The sequence below is a fragment of the Roseateles sp. genome, assembly GCF_047654805.1.
Classification (GTDB): domain Bacteria; phylum Pseudomonadota; class Gammaproteobacteria; order Burkholderiales; family Burkholderiaceae_C; genus Pelomonas.
The window spans coordinates 2,166,485-2,183,836 of the sequence record NZ_JASGIV010000001.1; the positions used below are offsets into that span (position 1 = coordinate 2,166,485).

Annotated in this window: 14 protein-coding genes; 2 read left to right on the forward strand and 12 right to left on the reverse strand. The window is 62.1% G+C overall.

The window, feature by feature from the left end; all coding sequences use genetic code 11:
* Window positions 1-49 precede the first annotated feature (49 nt).
* Window positions 50-994, forward strand: coding sequence for a LysR family transcriptional regulator (locus QM732_RS09565; protein ID WP_415655936.1), 945 nt, complete (start codon window positions 50-52; stop codon window positions 992-994).
* Window positions 995-1,068: 74 nt separating this feature from the next.
* Here QM732_RS09565 and QM732_RS09570 read toward each other — a convergent pair whose 3' ends face one another.
* The 9 genes from QM732_RS09570 to QM732_RS09610 form a co-directional block, all read right to left on the reverse strand.
* A complete protein-coding gene (locus QM732_RS09570) occupies window positions 1,069-1,593 on the reverse strand; it encodes a hypothetical protein (protein ID WP_415655937.1) in 525 nt (174 codons plus the stop codon).
* Window positions 1,590-2,258: a hypothetical protein gene (locus tag QM732_RS09575; RefSeq protein WP_415655938.1), complete on the reverse strand. Its 669-nt coding sequence runs from the start codon at window positions 2,256-2,258 to the stop codon at window positions 1,590-1,592. The genes QM732_RS09570 and QM732_RS09575 overlap by 4 nt, the downstream gene beginning before the upstream one ends.
* A 37-nt stretch (window positions 2,259-2,295) precedes the next feature.
* Window positions 2,296-3,930, reverse strand: coding sequence for a GspE/PulE family protein (locus QM732_RS09580; protein WP_415655939.1), 1,635 nt, complete (start codon window positions 3,928-3,930; stop codon window positions 2,296-2,298).
* A 13-nt stretch (window positions 3,931-3,943) separates the two neighbouring features.
* The gene (locus QM732_RS09585; protein ID WP_415655940.1) at window positions 3,944-5,167 is read right to left on the reverse strand and encodes a type II secretion system F family protein; all 1,224 of its coding nucleotides are present in this window, start codon (window positions 5,165-5,167) and stop codon (window positions 3,944-3,946) included.
* Between the two features lie 24 nt (window positions 5,168-5,191).
* Window positions 5,192-5,392 carry a type II secretion system protein GspG gene (locus QM732_RS09590; protein ID WP_415655941.1) on the reverse strand — a complete coding sequence of 67 codons (201 nt, stop codon included), beginning with the start codon at window positions 5,390-5,392 and terminating at the stop codon, window positions 5,192-5,194.
* A gap of 385 nt (window positions 5,393-5,777) precedes the next feature.
* Window positions 5,778-7,244, reverse strand: coding sequence for an IS5 family transposase (locus tag QM732_RS09595; RefSeq protein ID WP_415654708.1), 1,467 nt, complete (start codon window positions 7,242-7,244; stop codon window positions 5,778-5,780).
* Between the two features lie 123 nt (window positions 7,245-7,367).
* Window positions 7,368-7,847 carry a DUF4265 domain-containing protein gene (locus QM732_RS09600; RefSeq protein WP_415655942.1) on the reverse strand — a complete coding sequence of 160 codons (480 nt, stop codon included), beginning with the start codon at window positions 7,845-7,847 and terminating at the stop codon, window positions 7,368-7,370.
* A gap of 5 nt (window positions 7,848-7,852) precedes the next feature.
* Window positions 7,853-11,917 carry an RHS repeat-associated core domain-containing protein gene (locus QM732_RS09605; RefSeq protein WP_415655943.1) on the reverse strand — a complete coding sequence of 1,355 codons (4,065 nt, stop codon included), beginning with the start codon at window positions 11,915-11,917 and terminating at the stop codon, window positions 7,853-7,855.
* A gap of 90 nt (window positions 11,918-12,007) precedes the next feature.
* Window positions 12,008-14,713 carry an FG-GAP-like repeat-containing protein gene (locus QM732_RS09610; protein WP_415655944.1) on the reverse strand — a complete coding sequence of 902 codons (2,706 nt, stop codon included), beginning with the start codon at window positions 14,711-14,713 and terminating at the stop codon, window positions 12,008-12,010.
* Between the two features lie 165 nt (window positions 14,714-14,878).
* Between QM732_RS09610 and QM732_RS09615 the strand changes: the two genes are divergently transcribed.
* Window positions 14,879-15,642 (forward strand): IS5 family transposase gene (locus tag QM732_RS09615; protein WP_415654614.1). Its coding sequence is split into 2 segments (ribosomal slippage): window positions 14,879-15,194 and window positions 15,194-15,642, totalling 765 coding nucleotides; the frame shifts between segments, so codons are not numbered across the junction.
* Here the strand turns inward: QM732_RS09615 and QM732_RS09620 are convergent.
* From QM732_RS09620 to QM732_RS09630, 3 genes are all read right to left on the reverse strand, one after another.
* Window positions 15,602-16,180, reverse strand: coding sequence for a SpvB/TcaC N-terminal domain-containing protein (locus tag QM732_RS09620; RefSeq protein ID WP_415655945.1), 579 nt, complete (start codon window positions 16,178-16,180; stop codon window positions 15,602-15,604). The two genes, QM732_RS09615 and QM732_RS09620, sit on opposite strands and share 41 nt — an antisense overlap.
* A gap of 286 nt (window positions 16,181-16,466) precedes the next feature.
* The gene (locus tag QM732_RS09625; RefSeq protein WP_415659359.1) at window positions 16,467-16,820 is read right to left on the reverse strand and encodes a group II intron maturase-specific domain-containing protein; all 354 of its coding nucleotides are present in this window, start codon (window positions 16,818-16,820) and stop codon (window positions 16,467-16,469) included.
* Between the two features lie 209 nt (window positions 16,821-17,029).
* The gene (locus QM732_RS09630; protein WP_415655946.1) at window positions 17,030-17,230 is read right to left on the reverse strand and encodes a hypothetical protein; all 201 of its coding nucleotides are present in this window, start codon (window positions 17,228-17,230) and stop codon (window positions 17,030-17,032) included.
* Between the last annotated feature and the right edge of the window lie 122 nt (window positions 17,231-17,352).

Here is a 17,352-nt window from a genome sequence, read left to right on the forward strand (position 1 = left end):
GACAGAAAAAGCCTAGGATTGCCGAATCAGTTTCACCAACAAGATGAAGATGGACAGGCTTTCCCCGCTGCAGCTATTCCTGGCCGCTGCCGAGGCGGGCAGCTTTTCTGCCGCAGCCCGCCGCCTGAACCTGGGCCCGGTACAGGCCAGCGCCACCATTGCGCGGCTGGAGCGCGAACTCGGTGTGCGCCTGTTCGAACGCTCCACACGGCGCCTGCGCCTGACCGAGGCAGGCGAGCGCTGGCTGCCTCACGCCCGCCAGCTCGTGGCCGCGTGGGCGGACGGCCGGGCCGCGTTGAGCGAGGGGGCCGACCGCCCCCTGAGCGGCCACTTGCGCGTCAGCCTGCCCAGCGACATCGGACGCCAGCACCTCTGGCGCTGGATAGAAGAGTTCGCCACCGCCGAGAGCCCGGGGGAGCTGCGGCTGGAGCTGCGCCTGAGCGACCGCCTCGCCGACCTGGTCCAGGAGCCCGTGGACTATGCGGTGCGCTACGGCGAGCCACCCGACTCCAGCCTCATCGCCCTGCCCCTGGCACCCGGCAACCGCCGCGTGCTTTGTGCCAGCCCCGCCTATCTCGCCCGCCGCGGTCGCCCGCGGACGCCGGCCGATCTGCGCGAGCACGACTGCCTGCGCTTCGTGCTTGGCGAGAGCGTGCATGGCCGCTGGCGCTTCGAGTCGGTACAGGGCGGCGCGAGTGCGGTCGAGGTCAGCGGCAGCCGCGTTGCCGACGACGGTGGCCTGGTGCGCGAATGGGCCCTGGCGGGCCTGGGCGTCGCCTACAAGAGCCGGCTGGACGTGGCCACCGACCTGGCCGCCGGACGGCTGGTGGCCCTGCTTCCCGGCTGGATCGGCGAGCCCGCACCACTGCATTGGATGTCAGTCGGCCGGCACCAGCTGACCCCAGCTCTGCGCAGGCTGGCCGAAAACCTCAGGGTCCGCTGCGACCACCTGACGCCAATCGCAGGCGAGCAGGAGCCGGCCAAAGGTGCCTAATGGCTCAGCCACCGCCAAGGCAATGGACTGCAGCCTGAACCGTTGGGCGGCGCTCAGCCGCCACCTTCACAGCACTAGCGGGCCTGTGTCGCCCGCACATTGCCCTCCAGAACAAGCCGTAAATCGCCGTCTTTGAGGCTCGAGGCGCTTCCAGCCTCTCTTGTGGCCTGCCTCAACCCCCAGGTCAACTGGCCACTCTGCTCATTCAGACAAGCAACCCACGCGCCGACATCGACTTTTGGATTTGCGACGGCGGTCAACACCACCTTCCGGTTCAGTGCATCCATCAGAAGCTGCTCAGCTAAGGCTTCCTCGGGGATGCAATGCTCAATCTCCCGAAACCAAGCGCCAACCGGCGTGCGAAGCAGCTCCAAGGCCTGGACTTGATCTTCCGACATCGATGCAGGTGGCTGTGTCGCAGGCTGAGGCAACTGCGACTGCCGCAACCGCGCTGCGGCAAGCTCCTGACGCAGCTGATATTGCCACCCGCCCATACCGACATTGGCCATCACCAGAAGTCCCAGAACCCACCAAAGCCAGTGCATCCGACGCTCTGACCTAGCCAACAGTTCGAAGCTCGGATCACGCGGAGCTGTCACGAAAGCACCTCCGTCCATGGCTCAAATGCAAAGTCTCCAGCGAATCCGGTCAAGCTATCGGCATGCTTCTCGGCCTCGAAACCGAGGGCAACGCCAACCACCACTGCATCGCCAGTGATTGTCCGCTGCCTTAGCAACTGGCGCTGCAGAGCCTCCCGACCACCTGCGGCCGGCTGTGTCCGCGCTTGCGTCACTTGGCCTTCACTGTTCTTGCTCAGCTCAACCAGGGTCTCACCATCGAAGGCCAACAGGGTTTGATGTCCAGCACCAGCGGTGCGACTCGCCGCCGCCTGCGTCAAGGCCCAACTCCACCAGGGTTTCATAGACGCCAACTTGCTCTGCCAGAGCTCAGCCTCGGCGCCAATCAATCTCCGGTCTGTCAGCGTCGCCCGCCATTGCGCAGCGCCGGGCTCGCATTCATGCAGTTTGAAATCAAAGTCCAGCGTACTCTGGTACTCCAGCTTGACTGCTGCTTCCGCTTCCTTGAGCGTACCGACGCCCTTCACCGCAGGCGCGGCCACCAGTTGGCACAACGTGCCTCCCAGCCAAAGCCGCCCATTTCGGTGAGTGCCTTCAGCCAACCAATCCTTGAGCTGCGCCAGCCCTTGATCGACCGATTCTGTAGCGAGCAGTTCAACCGGGCCATCACCCAACCGGCGCGCCACGCGATGCTGGGAAAGCCAGTACGCCGCCGGGCGCCGCTTAGTTCCGGCCGACCACACGGAAGACCTCCTCCAAACTAGTCTCACCCGCTTGCACATGCTCGAGCGCAGCTTGCAACAGCACCTGAACACGCCCGTGGTCAAACGCATGCCGCTTGAGTTCCGTGACGTCGGCTTGCCCGACGATCAGGTCACGGAAGCCGTCGGTCAGTGTATGGACCTCTGCCACCACGAAACGCCCCCTATAGCCCGAGCCATGGCACTCCGAACAACCCACAGCGGCCAGCAAAGACCGGGGAGCCTCTCCAGCATGCGCCGCGAACCATGCTTCCTCATTGGGCTTCAGGCTGCGGCTGCTCTTGCACGCTGGGCACAGGCGACGCAGCAGGCGCTGCACCACCACACCGTTGAGTGCCGAGACAAAACCGAACATGTCGATCCCAAAATGCCGAAATCGCCCGACAACGTCAAACAGAGAATTCGCGTGCACCGTCGTGAACACCAGATGCCCCGTCAGCGCCGACTGCACAGCGATCTCAGCAGTTTCACTGTCGCGAATCTCGCCGACCAGGATCCGATCCGGGTCGTGCCGCAAGATTGAGCGCAGGCCGACGGCGAAAGTCAGACCTTTGCGCTCGTTGACGGGAATCTGCAGAACCCCGGGCAACTCGTACTCCACTGGGTCCTCGATCGTGATGATCTTCTCGAGGCCAGTGTTGATCTCGGAAAGGGCCGCATAGACCGTGGTGGTCTTGCCGCTGCCGGTAGGGCCTGTTACCAGCACCATGCCGTTAGGCTGATGCGCCAGCAACCTCAAGTCATCAGCCTTGGACCCGACAAAGCCCAGCCCTTCGAGCGTGATGGCGTTCTGAGTGGACTTGAGGTGCGACTTGTCGAGCAGCCGAAGCACCGCATCTTCACCAAACACACTGGGCATGATGGAGACGCGAAGATCCACACCACGCCCACTCACTTCATGCCTGAAGCGCCCGTCTTGCGGCAAACGCCGCTCGGTAATGTCCAGTTGCGCCAGCACCTTGATCCGGGAAATCACTTCTTCGGCGCGCTGAACGCCTTCTTGCCGAAACAGCGGACTCATTACGCCATCCAAACGCAGCTTGGCGGAGATGCCTTGACGATCGCATTCGAAATGGACATCACTTGCGCCCTCCGCAAGCGCCGTCGCGACAGCGCGACCGACAAATTCGACGGCACTGCCGACAAAGGCTGCCTCAGCAGTCGTGTTCGGCGCAACAGGTGCCGGCTCCGGCAACGCTTCCCTGACACCACTGCCCACCGGTTCTGCGGCTGCAAACTCGCGCAGCGCTGCCGAGAACGCCGCAAACGGTTCCAGGAACTCCCGCACATTCCTGCTCAGCTTGCGGAAAGCCGCATCGTCCAGGGGATCGGCCATCAGCCATCCTTGACGGCCATCGCGCAGGCGCACCTTGATCGCTGGCAACTGCGCCGTCAAGGAGATAGACACCTCCAGGTTTTCGAGCTCGTTCGGGCCCTCAAGGACGCTCTCGACCCCGCAGGACCTCAGGAGTTCCGTAGCACGCTCAATTCCAAGATCACGGCTCAACTCATCCAGTACCGTCGTGGTGCCGCTCTGGGCCTGCTGCCGCGCAGCCCGCAGCCGAGCAGCGTCTTCTTGGTTCAGAGGCGAGTTCATGGATAGCCTGCGCTCAACGGATAGACGACGCGATGTCGAAGATAGGCATGTACAGCGTCACAACCAAGCCACCCACCAATACCGCCACCACCAGCAGCAGTAAGGGCTCGATCACACGGGTCGCTCGCTCCACGAAAGTCTCGAAGGTCTCTGCGTGTCGCTGGCTCACAGCATGAAGCACCGCACCGAAGTTCCCGCCTCTCTCGCCTGCGCGCAACAGCCGTTCTGTCACGCCATCAGTGATGGCCGAGGCCGCAAAAGCGCGCGAGACCGAAACCCCTTCCGCAATCAAGTGCTGGGCCTGCGCGAGGCGCGCGCGCTGTGTTGCTCCTGAGGCAATCGTCTTGCACAGGTCCAAGGATTCATGGAGGCTGAATCCCCCGCGGCTCAGCATCGCAAGCGCTTCATAAAGACGTGTCAGCTCTAGCTGCAAGGCCTGACGGCGCAAGAGTGGCACGGTATCGATCACCCGCGCCAACACACGCCTCCAGCGCCCATTCGTCACGAGTACCAGAACAAATCCCAGCAGCAGCATCGCCATCGCCGGCAGCAGCCATGGAGAGCCCTTGATGACCGCACTCAGGTTCAGCAGCAAGCGCGTCGTACCACCTGCCGCAGGACCCATCTGGGCGTACAGCGCGGCAAACCGGGGCACGACGACGGACAGCAGGAACACGGTGATGACAGCACCCAACGCAATGACGATGCTTGGATAAAGCGCCGCGCTGACGATCCGGGATCGCAGCCGCGCCGTCAGGTCAGCGTATCGGAGATACGAATCAAGCGCTGACACGAGATTGCAGGTGCGCTCGCTGGCCTGGACTGACGCGACGAGCAGCGGGGGGACGGCGGGCATTTCGGCCAAAGCGGTCGACAGTGGCTTACCGGCGCGCAAATGCCGCAGCAGCACTGAATAAAAACCATTCGCCTGCGCTTGGCGAGCATCGGCGTTTTGACGTTGCTGATTGGCATCTAAAGCCTCGAGCGCCTCAACGACAGAAAGCCCCGCCTTGAGCAGGGAGCTCAGCTCCCGGCAGAACAGGATGATCTCCCTCTCTGCGTTTCGCCCCGGGCCGAGATTCAGCAACCCACGCAGGGGGTGCTCCGCCTTCAACTCCAGGACATGATGCCCGGTCGCCGTGATTACACCCTCGGCCTGAACCGCGTCGCGCGCCTCGACACGTTGGGTCGAGACCTCACGGCTCACAGGGTCCAGAACGCGGGCGAGAAAATACATGAAGCGACTGCAGGAGCGTCAGAGTCAGTTGCGGATGTCGGCGTCTTCGCCGCTGCCGCCCAGTGCCCGGTCGCGCCCGTAGCTCAGGATGTCGAAATCCCTGCCCTGCACACCAGGCGATCGATAGAAATAGGGCGAGCCCCAAGGGTCGAGGGGAATCTCGCCGTTGGTGACGCTGTTCAGGTAGGGGCCACGCCAACGCTGGTCTGCAGGCGGCTGGACCATAGGATGAAAGTAATAAGCCGGTCACGGACATAAGGGCGCTCACATCGCTGTACAAGTCCTGCTTCCCGGCCAACGCAGTAACCGCACTGGGAAGCTGTTCGCTGTTGTCGGCGTTGCTGGTCCTTGCCGAAGCCCCAAGCGGCACTATCGTTTCTAGCATTTCAACCTCGTTGCGCAGCCTCTGAGCCACCGCCATTTGGTAGGCCATTAAAAGGACAGCGGATGCCACCGCAATGACGAGCAGATGGGGTTTGAGTTGCTTGTCATTTGCTCGCATATATGAGAGGTGCAAATCAACCCCACCCTACAAGCTTAAAACTCAAGACTCGGCTACGAATTCCAATTTTTCTAATGAGTCGGCCCTGCAAATTTCTATTCCACCAACTCAGCGCAGCGTGAAGGCGAGCCGGTGATCGATGGCCGTTGATCGGCCTGAGGCGGTCGCGGAGCGATGCAGGGCCAGCCAGGCCAATGCAGCGAGGCTGCGCAAGTACAAGAGAAGGGCCGCCAGGCCCAGACGCACGATGGCACGCAGCAGCCAGCGGATGTTGAAGCCGGCCGCGCACAGCACGGCGTGCAAGGCGTCGCCCTCGCTGCCCTTGAGCCAGCAGCGATGCATCCCGTTGTCGTGCTTGGTGTGGCCGATCACCGGCTCGATCGCCTGACGACGCTTCAGCCAGCGGCGCTGCGTGTTGGTCAGCGTCTTGTGCTTGCCGCGATGGATCACCTGCACCGGCGCGACCTCGTGATCCACGCCGCGGTAGCCCAGATCGACGATGGCCGTCGTGGGCTTCACACCGAGGTCCTGCAGCAGCACCGTGGTCTGCTCGATTTGTGCGGCCAGGGTGTGGCCGTCGAACGGGTTGCCGGGGAAGCTCCTGGCGCCCACCATGAGGCCTTGCCTGTGCGTCACCGCCAGGCTCACCTTGCAGCCGAACTCGTAGGGTTGGCGGGCCTTGCCCTTGCCGATGCACTCCGCCTCCGGCGCGTGCAAGGCGTAGAGCTTGCCCTTGTCGTGCGGACGCTGTGTGCGGATGCGCTCGGCCCGCTGCAGCCAGATGTTCAGCTGATCCTGGGCCTGCTGCGGCAGCGTCACCATCTTGCGCTGCACGTCGCGCAGCAGCGCCCCGAGGATCGTTCGCTGGCGGCGCAGCACGCGCTTCAAGCGCTTGAACTGCTTGGCGTGGGCATAGCCGGCCGCGCGCCGGCGCAGCGTCTTGCCCTCGCGCTGATGCGTCTGCTTGAGCTGCAAGCCCGCGCGCTGCGCCAGCCGCGCGATCTTCTCGCGCGCCACCTCCAGCAGCCGGCTGTCGGTCGGGTGAGCGATGGCCTTCTCCTGCACCGTGCTGTCGACGATCACGCGCTCGAACTCCGCGGGCCGGATCGCCTTCATGCCCACGGCCGCCTCGATCGTGGACTTCAGCAACTGCTCCACGCCGGCCTCGCCGAGCACCCGCCGGAAGCGCCCGATCTGCGTCGCGTCGCAGGGCAGCCGCGGTTCGAAGTACACCTGTCCGCTGAAGAACTGGAAGTACACGTCCTGGGCCCAGCGCTCGACCACCGACTCGTCGCTCTCGCCATAGGCGTGCTTCAAGTACAGCAGCGCCACCATCAGCCGGATCGGCAGCCGTGGGCGGCCACGCTGGCTCACGCCGGCTCCGGCCACCGCCAGTGTCGGGCCGAACAGGTCGGTGTCCTCGATCACACGGCCGGAGCGATCCTGGTGCGCGAACAGCGGCGCCAGCGACGCCTCGATCTGCGCCCACGGCATGCGCGTGGCCAGCACCGCCAGCGCGTGGCGCATGTCGATCATTTGCTCCAGGCGCGCGCGGAAGAAGTCGTCGGTGGCCATCGGCGGTGGTCTCCAAACTCCCAGGAACTGCGCGTCATTGCAACGCAAACTGGGAGTTCGGACTATCGGCGATCACCCGCAATGCCAGTGTTCATGCGGGTTCCAGGCGTTTTGCAGGCCTGACTAATGAGCCCACCAATTCAATGACTCACCATCAACGCCGTAAACATTCCCATATTCCCACCTAACGTCAGGCCCTTCAACTATACGCAATAGAGATTCTATCTTCGGAAATCCGATTGCCACATCAACACTAACCAGCAGTAGCGAAGCACCATTAACGCCAGCATCATTCCTGGCGATTTCATGGCACCCCCCCATTTCCGATATTTGGTCGATCAGCGAGCGTACATCAGGCCTATCCAGGCCACCATCTACAAATATGCGAATGGTCACCTGATTTCCGCGAACCAACACGTCAAAGCGTCCACTTTCGCGATCAAGGATTTTGACAACATCGCCTGCAGCCAATCCATACACGAACGCCGGAATACTCCGCACAAGAAAGCAATCAGCGTCAGCCAGAGGTTCTGCCAAGATAACCTCTCGACCGATATTCAGGCCTTCAGCCTTTATTGGTAGCCGCACCAGAGATTTATTCATTGCGTCTATGGCTTGCTGCAACTCCGACCCATGCAATCTCTTCCCGGCTTTACCTCGCCACGGTTCCCAGCGCTTCGATTGCATGACTGGCCCTCACATGCAAGATTTCCATCAGTCAAATTGCCTCCCTTTGATTTCGGTACGTTTTTATGGCCGGTATCAAAGTCTTCTGGATCCTCGCTCTTCCATCCGCAGCGCCAGCAACGCCATTTCCCATCGTCACCTTTGTCTCGGTCGAGAATACGCTGGCGATCGCTAGGCCTTACGGGTCGACCTGCAGTCGGCCCACCGGAACTGGCAGCGACCTCTTCTGGGGTGGAACCTTCGCCATCCTTTTTCGGGCCAGAGTTAAGTATCGCATTCACGGCACGACCGATGGCGCGTCCTACGGTGCCACCTATTTGCCCACCAACCCGCCCGCCTGCGATGCCGCCGACTGTCGCCCCGACAGCGCCACCGCCAGGCGGAAATACTATTTCCCCAACAATTGCTCCGCCTGCAGCGCCTCCTGCTCTGCCGCCCCATGTGCCTATTACTGCACCCACGCCGGAAAATGCACCTTCCCAGCCACCGCCCATCGTTGTCAAATTAATGCTGGCGGCTCGATTATCGCCATCCAAGCCACTACCCCAATCCTGGCGCCCTCCAATGGCGACACAGTCCGGCCAAACGCATTTATAGCCTTCCTTTGGATTATCAGGATTATCTGGATTATATTCACGAAAACCGGATGAAAATGCATCACCCCCATCATCCGACTTACTCTCATCAAGCAGATAATCGCAAATTGACCAACAATTTGACCACCCGCCATCCACGATCATTTGATACGACTCGAAATCACTGCCGGATGAGGCGATCTTCATCGTAACGCCCTGCCCCCCAGAAGCCCCCACCCGCACTGTCGCGACGGATTGAACTATTGACCCCGAACTGGCCAAGCGTTGCTTGGTCAATATAAAATTCATGCCCGTAGGATCGGTGCAGGTCAACGGATTGTTCAGGCAATAGGCGTACCGGTTGTAGTTCTGCAGGTTCTTTGGCTCCTGAATACGCTGATCAGGCTGCAAGAACAGGCCCAGTCTCGGATCAAAGATCCGCCCGTTCATGTGGATGAGTCCGATGTCATCCAGGTGCTCGTGGCCCGTGTAGCCCCGGTTGGTGCCCGCGTTGACCGCCTCACCCCAGTCGATCACGATGGCCCCAAAGGCGTCATAGCTGCCATTGACCTGGCGGCGCTTGCCGAAGGGGTCATACGCGTAGCGCTGCGTGACCTGGGCCGCATGATCGGTCGTGGCCAGCAGGCTGCCCAGATGGTCCTTGTGCCAATACTCCAGCCGCTTGATGGTCACGCTGCTCAGGCCCGCCAGGCTGCCATCGCTGCCTGGCGTGGGCAGGTTGCCCAGCGTGATGATCACGCCGATGGACTGGCCGCCCACGCTCAAGAAGTGCCTGTTCGTGGTCTGCGCCGGGTTGTTGGCAGTCGGCGTCGTTGGGCTGTTGACCTCGCTCTCGAAGCCCAGAGCACCTGCGTTGTCCGGGTGCAGGTACCACAGCGTGCGCGTGCCAGCCTGTGAGCCGCCCGTGATGGTGCGCACTTCCTTGATGCGGGCACGGTTTTCGTCGTAGACCCAGGTGTGGGTGGCTGTGCCGCCATACGCACCACCGGGCTCACCCACGATGCCGCTTTGACTATCCGGCAGGTTGAAACTGGTGTACGTGACGCTGCGGTATTTGCCGTTGCTGGCACTGGTGAGGTTACCGGCAGCGTCGTAGCCGAAGCTGGTGGTGGCGCCCTCAATGGCGTTGAGCGTACTCAGCGCGTGGGGGCGTGCACTGCCTGCCGTCGGGTAGGTGTAGGTGCCGACGTCGCTCTTGGACAGCAGCATGCCCAGCGCGTTGTATTGCAGGTTCACGACGCGGCTACCGCCAGGCACGCCCGCAGCGTTCACGGTGTACTTGGTCAGTCGCGTCAGCGCGTCGCCGTACTCGAAGTTCTCAGTAACGGCGCCGGCCACCGCGTCACCGATGTTGTCCGCGCGGTAGATGAGGTTGTTGAGGCTGTCCCAGGCGAAGCTGTAGTCCACCACGCCCTTGGTGGTACCGGTGCCGGCATTCAACGCCGTGGTGCGGCCTGTCGCGGCTTCATAGCTGCCTCGGCTGACGACGCCGTTGCCTCGGGTGCTCTGTTCGATCTTGCCCCACGCATTGATGATGCCGACTTGCCATAGGCTGCTACCCGCGCCCAAGTTGACGCTGACGCCCGGCGTGCCACCTGCCGTGGCGGGCAATGGGCTGACCGTCGCGTTCGCCGGCAGCGTCATCTGCTTCACGAAGCCACGCGTCGTGTAGTTGTAGGCGACCTGCAGGCCTGTCGGGTAGGTCTTGTTCAGCAGCCGGCCGGTGGTCGCGTCGTAGGTGTTGCCGCTGGCCATGGCCGGGCCGGGTGCGGTGCCGGTGACGGTGGTCAGGCTGCGCGCAACGCGGCCGTAGCTGTCGTAGGCGGTGGCGTTGGTGCGGGTGTCGCTGGTGCCGGCTCGGGCGTAGCTGCTGGCGCACAACGCGCCCTTGAAGCAGTTCATGCCGTTGCCGAGGTTGGCGTCGTAGGTCCAGGCGCCCGTACCTTCAGGCTCGCTGCGGCTGGTCATACGACCGAGCTTGTCGTAGACCATGGTGATGGCCGTGCTCGCTGCGCGCTGGTTGGGGTTCTCCTGCCAGACGAGTTGTCCCAGCGGGTCGTAGTCGTATTTCCAGATGCCCGAGTCGGGGTCGTTGAGCTGGACTTTGCGGCCGCGGATGTCGTATTGCAGCGCGGTGATGTTCTGCAGCGCGTCCTTGCTCGTGAGCAGGTTGTTGAAGGCGTCGTACTGATGAGCCAACTGGCCGCCCGCCTCGTCGGTCACGCGCACGAGCAGGCCGATGGCGTTCTTCTCATCAACGCGCTGCTGCCCCTTGTCGTTGATCAGAGTGGTGCTCGAGCCGGCGTAGTTGTAGCGCGTGGAGCTGATGGTGCGGCTGCCGTAGTTGGCATAGCCGAAGCTGCCGCCGTCGCGGTTAAAGCTGTCGCCGCTGCCACCCAGGCCGTTGATGTCGGCGGCGTAAAGCGCCGTGGGCCGGCCCATCGCGTCGTAGCGCGTGAGCGTGACGCCGACATCCTGTGAGCCTGTGGCCGTGCTGGAGCCCGTGGCCAGGAAGTAGGGCTGGGTCTCCATGAGTTTGGAGCCCTGGGCGCTGTAGACGGTGTCTTTGACAATCAGGCTGGCCGCCAGGGCTGTCGGCTGACCCGGGCCGTCGAAGCTCTCTGTGGCGCTGCGGATCTCGCGACCCAGTCGGTCTGCGTAGATCCGGCTGGAGGGGCCCATCTTGGCGTCGGCCGTGTCGCGCGGCTCGCTATGCACATAGCTCACCGCGTCAGCGGGCGCCTCAGCGGGCACGTTGCCGTCGCAGCCGCTGGTGTTGCTCGTCAGGTCGCTGACGCGGCCGGTGATGTAGCAGTAGCGGTAAATGGTGGACGTGCCGTCCGGTCCTGTCGTGCGGGTCTTGCGGCCGAAGTCGTCAAAAGTCGTCTTGCTGATCAGGCCGCTGGCAGCCGTGACCTTGATGGCCGCACCAAAGCGCGGGTCGTATTCGAACTTGTCGATGTGGCCAAGCGCGTTAGTGGCGCCGTACGGGTAGAGGCCCTTGGCCAGGTAGAACGTCGTCCCGTTGATCGTGGCTGTAGGCGTAGTGGCCGGCGCGTAGTCAGCACCGGCCGTGCGCGTCGCAAACTGCTGGCGCGTGGGAATGGCGCCGGCACAGTTGGCGATCGTAGCGCTGTTCTTGTTGCCGTAGACGTCGTAGCCGTAGGTATTGACGACGCACAGCGCAGGGTTGTCGGGCTCGACGGTCTCGGTAAGCACTCGACCTGCCGTGTCATAGGTGTACGAGACGGCACGGCTGTAGCTGTAGGGGTCGGCGGGCGTCTGTGCCGATGACGGCAGCACCAGCGCCATTCCCAGCACGGCCAATCCAGCACTCCACCAAGCCGATTGGCTCGACGCGCGACTCTTGTCGCGCTTCAGCGTCTTCATGCGCATGTCTCTCACTCCCTGCTTCAGTCGCAGATCGAGCCCGCAGCTCGATCTGGCTTTGTTAGTTGTTCGTGCGAGGCTCTCGTCTCGTCACTGGCCCGTCGTGGCGCTCGCCTTGGGCTGGCTGCCCGCCGTCGTCGAAATGGCGCTCAGGCTGTTGGGGACGGTCGAACTCGTGGTGCTCTTCTGCACACGACCAACCTTCCAGTTGTCTGCGCTGATGTCGTCAGCGAAGTACTCGTAGCTGGTTTGCTTGCTGAAGTTTTCCGTACCGGCCGGACCGACACCCTGCGTCTGCACCAGCACGTTGGAGAGGTAGCCGCCGCTGTAGGCTTGCGTCGTTGTGACCGTGGGCGTGGCGTAGCCGGCCAAGTCCATACCGGTCTGCACGCTCTTGTAGACGTAGGGGCGTTGCAGCTTGCTCGTAACCGGGCATGGCGCCGTGACGCTGGCGCTGTTCTGAGCGCCGGCTGCAGCATAGGTGTCGCAGTACGTGTTCTCCACCCGGCTCAGGCGCGTGCCGGTTTGCGGCGCGGTCATCGCACTCAGTGGCCCCAGGTAGGTCTCCGACACTGCCGTCGACCCGATGTAGGGGTACTGCTGCAACATCTGCCTCACGCTCGTGAGCTTGCTGGTGCCGTCCGGCGCGTCCATCTGCTGGCGGATCTCCCGGAAACCCAGGAAGCCTCGGCCTCCAAGATCCACCTTGGCACCGGCGTAGCCAAACTCGTTGATCACCTTGGCCGTGCCCACGCCTGAATCGCTGCTCAGGCGGACCACCACTGGGAAGTTAAAACTCATGTCCTTGATAGGCAAGGCCGAGGCGTTGGCGGTGCCTTGATCGCTGGCGTAGCGAGCACTACTGCCCAGGTTCGCATAGTTGATGTCAGTGACGGCACCGCTGCCACTGGTCACTCGCGTCAGCAGATCCGGCGGGGTGGGGTCAGCTTTGACCCACAAGGTGTTCACATAGCCCGACGTCGCAGAGCTGTAACTCGTCCTCAGGAACTCCACCGCTCCGCTGCCAGAGAAGTTGCCGACGAGGTAGTTAGGGGCACCGTACAACGCCAGCGAGGAAAGATTGTTCGGCGTCGTGAACGATGTCGTAGAGCCGTCGCCCAGTGAGCGCGCCCAGTTAACCAACACGTCAACCTTGCCGTCTCCATCGACATCGACCCAGCCCCCGCCCGCTGGCAAACCAGCTATCGAATAGCCGTATGCCCCCATGGAGGAATTCCCGAAGACAAAAAATCCCTCAGGCATGTTGACACCGAAGTACGGCATGCTGTCGCACACCATGTCCTGAACGCCGTCACCGTTCATGTCGCCCATCGTGCCGCTGCAAGGCATCGACTTGACGGCATGAGAGCCCCAGGAGCCATCACGATTGCCGGTGTAGTAGCCACCGTTGGCGAGGCTGGCTGTGCCATCGTTTTGCGTATAGATGTGCCGCCCCACACTGATATCCAGCACACCATCGCCATTCATGTCGCCCGCCATCAAACCGCCCACGGGCACGTAGGGCACCCAATAGCCGTTCAGATAGGGGCCCCAATGGAACGCCCCGCTATCAGTGCTAACGGGGCCAAAGAAGGTGGGCGTGGTCTTTGTAAAAGTGCCGTCGCCCACGCCAAGCCACAACTCCGTTGAGCATGGCTGACTGCTTGAGCAATACAGCCCTGGCTGGGCAACATCGGCTTCGTAGTACGCAGTGCTTGCGCGCAGAGCCAGGATGTCGAGCTTGCCATCGTTGTTGAAGTCACCCACGACAAAGTTCTGGTAGCCCTGTCGCCAGCCAGCGACGCTGCTGTTGGTCAAGCCTTCCGTGCGCGCGAGCGAAAGAGCAACTTGGTTCGCCGCATTCCGCACCACCGAGCGAGTGAATGAACCATCGCCGTTGGACAGATAGAGATAGGTCGTCTTGTCTCCCGGACAACTCACCGCGGTCGTCCCGTTGGAGTCAGACACCTGCACGGCCGCCGGAGCTGCGAAGCGCAACAGGTCCGCCTTGCCGTCGCCATTGAAATCAGCAGCGACGGTTTGGAAGCAAAGATCCTTGCGCCCATTTCCGATCCAAGGCCAGGGCGCGCGATAGGTCCAGAGCAGGTTCTGATCGGTGATGTTGAACTGCCCTGCCCCACTACCCGGCAGCACCTTTCGGAAGTTGCCGTTGCCTTCGCTCAGGTACAGGACGTTCTCCGCCGGGTTATCGGCCCAGCGCAGGATGTCGGTCAGGCCATCCCCATTGAAGTCGCCGGTAATGACGCCTTTGCCATCAGCAAGCAGGGGCAACGTGTCCAAGCCGTTGGAGACTCCGTTGTGATCCTTGCCGAGACCCGCATTGGTGGCAAATGTCAAACTGCCTGGGCTGTAGTTGAAGCTGACAGGCGGTTGGCACAGCGTCGCCGAGCTGCCAGCACACTCCTTGATGCTGCCCAATACGCTGCGCGATGTGATGGGGCCACTGCCGTAGACCAGATTGACGGACTTGACCGGCAGGCTCGGCGCCGTGTTCGCGGTTACCGTGATTGTTTTAAGGCGCTGGATGGTCAGCAGCTTGTAGCCGGCGACATAAGCTTCAGAACGATCTCCAACACCGTCAGGCCTGTCTTCGTACGCAAAGTCAACGGTGTAAGCGTGGGGCTGAACTGGAGATGCACTTCGCCCGCCGTAGGTGATCCTGGCCAGATTCCACTCGTCGCCTGAGTTGGAAAACGAGTTGAAGTTGCAAGATCCATCCCTGCAATACTTGACACTTCCCCAGTTCATCGACCGCGCGGTATAGAAGTAGTCCATCGTGTTACCCGCGGCGTCGGTGACTCTCGAGAGCCCCCATGACAAGGGCAGCGGCTGACTGGTGGTGTTGGACGCGGCGTCGGCCCCAGGTCCTTGGCCATACTCACGAACTAGGGCCTGTTAACACTAATTGCACCAAAGCAATTGGGCTGCGACAGTGAGTGCATGGAGATCACAGCAGCCCAATTCGCGCAGATCGAGCACTGCTTGCCGCTGCAACGCGGCAACGTCAGCCTGTCGAATCTGCAGGTGTTGAATGCCATCCTTTACGTTGCTGAGCACGGCTGCAAATGGCGCGGCTTGCCCAAGCGCTTCGGCAACTGGCATACGATCTACACGCGCATGAGCCGCTGGGCAAAGTCGGGCGTTTTGGACCGGACCTTCGAGCAATTGCAGCAGGCGCAGATCGTGCAGATCAAGATTGAAGCGGTGTCGCTGGACAGCACCAGCGTCAAGGTGCACCCCGATGGCACCGGCGCGCCAAAAAAAACGGTCCGCAAGCTATCGGCAAATCCCGTGGTGGGTGGAACACCAAAATCCATCTCGTCGCGGCGGACGCGCGCACGGCCATAACCTTCTCGCTGTCACCAGGGCAGGCGCACGATGCTCCCGAGGGGCGAGCTCTGCTGAAGCGGCTCGGTGCGCCCAATCGGCCTTTGCATCTGTTGATGGATCGCGCCTACGAGGGCAACGAAACTCGGCAGCTCGCACTCGACCTGGGGTTCATCCCTGTCGTGCCGCCCCTGAGCACGCGCATCGAGCCCTGGGAGTACGACCGCGAGATGTACAAGCGCCGCAATGAAGTCGAGCGCCTGTTCCGCCGCCTCAAGGGCTATCGCCGAATCTTCTCCCGCTTCGAGAAGCTCGACATCATGTTCACCGCCTTCATCAGCTTCGCTCTGATCGCTGACGGATTGCGTTTGTGTTAACAGGCCCTAGCCCGTCAGCTCCGCGAACGATGAAGTACTTTGGGCTGTTAATGCCCGCAATACCGTAGGCTCGAATCCGCCAACGCTTGTCGGCCTGAGTTCTGTACTCGCGGTAGCTGGAGCCCGACAAGCCGGCCACGTCGTTGGTGGTCGTGGGTTGGAGCGGATTGCCCGCGCTGTCAGTTTGAATAAGGCGTTCGCCGTCAAGACACAGCTTGTCCGATGGCTGCCGCCATATGGGGAAGGACTTGCCGTCAATCAAATAGCTCGTGGGGCAACGAGAGATCATCGAGGTCGCTTGCAGCGACCATCCCTGTCCCAGAACGCCGTTGCCGGCGCCGGTGTAGGCCAATGTCACTTGAGGCCGCAGGCCATTTGGCCCAATAGGCAGATCCACCGGGTAGCTGAAGTTCGGACTGCCGCTTTGCGAAACATCGACTCCGGCGGCGAAAACATCCATTGGCGCGACAGCGATCGCCATAACGCCCAACACCGGCGCACATCCGTTCAGGACGCAAGCGCCCACCCATTTAGTCATGAATGCCTCCCTCGGCGAGTCCGGCCAACTGCCCTACGGGCGCTGGCTTCATTCCAATGCGGCGAATCTAAGGCCACCACATCAATCGCGCAATTCTGCTGCAAACGACCTTCTTCCTTTCTATCAATCCTCCTGGTGCAAACCCGGAATCGCTGTCACGGGGAGGGAAGAGAACGGCAGCCCACTCAGAGACTCGGCATGTCGTCGCAATCAACCATGGCCGCATCGGCATAGGGGCCTGCGTATGGAGCCCCTCCTGCTATACCGCCTGGTACACGGGTCTGCACTAGGCGGTTCGAGAGCTTGGGATTGGGAGAGTCGGGCAGGCCAAGTCGGTCGAACCACGCAAAGTTGAGGATCGCATTGAGCCCCATTTGGCTATTGCACTAGCAGCGCTGGCTGTTGGCCGCCACCTAGTGAGCAACGTCAGCACGAGCGCCCAGCGACAGCAGTTCGCGATACATCGTTGTTCCGCGTTTCCACTGTCGCAGTTGGATGTCCTCATTCGATGGCGTAGCCATTCGTCCAGCTCGCGCATGACGTACGGGGTCTGCGCCATCCTGAAGTAGCCCGTCCAGCCCAGCAGGCGGGGTGGCACCACTTGCGCCATGCTGCGTCCGCATGAGCGCATGGTGAGCATCCGGATACGCGCCTTGAAGTTATCCAAGGTCTTGTAGGCCACTACACATTTCACTCGCGCCCTTTGGCCTCCCACAACTTGTAGCCCAGGAATTTGCGTCCGAAGACGCTGCGCACCGCACTCTTGGCTTCATTGATTTGAAGTTTCAGCTTGCCGTATAGCCTCCTGAGCCACGCCATCACCCACTCCCCGGAATTTGCACTGTCCACTTAGATGTTGCAGCCGTCGGCGGAGCGCGTGAAGCTGTAGCCTCGCGTCTCCATTGCCTTGTCGACTTTGTCGAGCAGCACGTCGACCAGCAGCAGGCTCAGCGACCCGCCTTGCGGCGTGCCCTGATCGCGGTCCACCTTCACTCCGCCATCCATGATGCCGGTGTTCAGGTACGCACAGATGAGCCGCCGGACGGCCATACCCGACTCGCTGCGCGCCGCGCTGAAGCGCGGCTTAAATCGGGTTGTTCAGAGCCGACTACCCATTCCGCATGCCAGCCAGGTAGGGGCTATCGCGTTCAAATGGATGCCCGCCGCCCGGC

Coding starts and splice junctions, on each gene's coding strand:
- QM732_RS09620 (WP_415655945.1), bottom strand. CDS start 16,180: ATGACTAAATGGGTGGGCGCTTGCGTCCTGAACGGATGTGCGCCGGTG.
- QM732_RS09605 (WP_415655943.1), bottom strand. CDS start 11,917: ATGAAGACGCTGAAGCGCGACAAGAGTCGCGCGTCGAGCCAATCGGCT.
- QM732_RS09600 (WP_415655942.1), bottom strand. CDS start 7,847: ATGAATAAATCTCTGGTGCGGCTACCAATAAAGGCTGAAGGCCTGAAT.
- QM732_RS09610 (WP_415655944.1), bottom strand. CDS start 14,713: ATGGACTACTTCTATACCGCGCGGTCGATGAACTGGGGAAGTGTCAAG.
- QM732_RS09630 (WP_415655946.1), bottom strand. CDS start 17,230: ATGGCCGTCCGGCGGCTCATCTGTGCGTACCTGAACACCGGCATCATG.
- QM732_RS09580 (WP_415655939.1), bottom strand. CDS start 3,930: ATGAACTCGCCTCTGAACCAAGAAGACGCTGCTCGGCTGCGGGCTGCG.
- QM732_RS09585 (WP_415655940.1), bottom strand. CDS start 5,167: ATGTATTTTCTCGCCCGCGTTCTGGACCCTGTGAGCCGTGAGGTCTCG.
- QM732_RS09565 (WP_415655936.1), top strand. CDS start 50: ATGGACAGGCTTTCCCCGCTGCAGCTATTCCTGGCCGCTGCCGAGGCG.
- QM732_RS09625 (WP_415659359.1), bottom strand. CDS start 16,820: ATGCTCACCATGCGCTCATGCGGACGCAGCATGGCGCAAGTGGTGCCA.
- QM732_RS09595 (WP_415654708.1), bottom strand. CDS start 7,244: ATGGCCACCGACGACTTCTTCCGCGCGCGCCTGGAGCAAATGATCGAC.
- QM732_RS09590 (WP_415655941.1), bottom strand. CDS start 5,392: ATGGTCCAGCCGCCTGCAGACCAGCGTTGGCGTGGCCCCTACCTGAAC.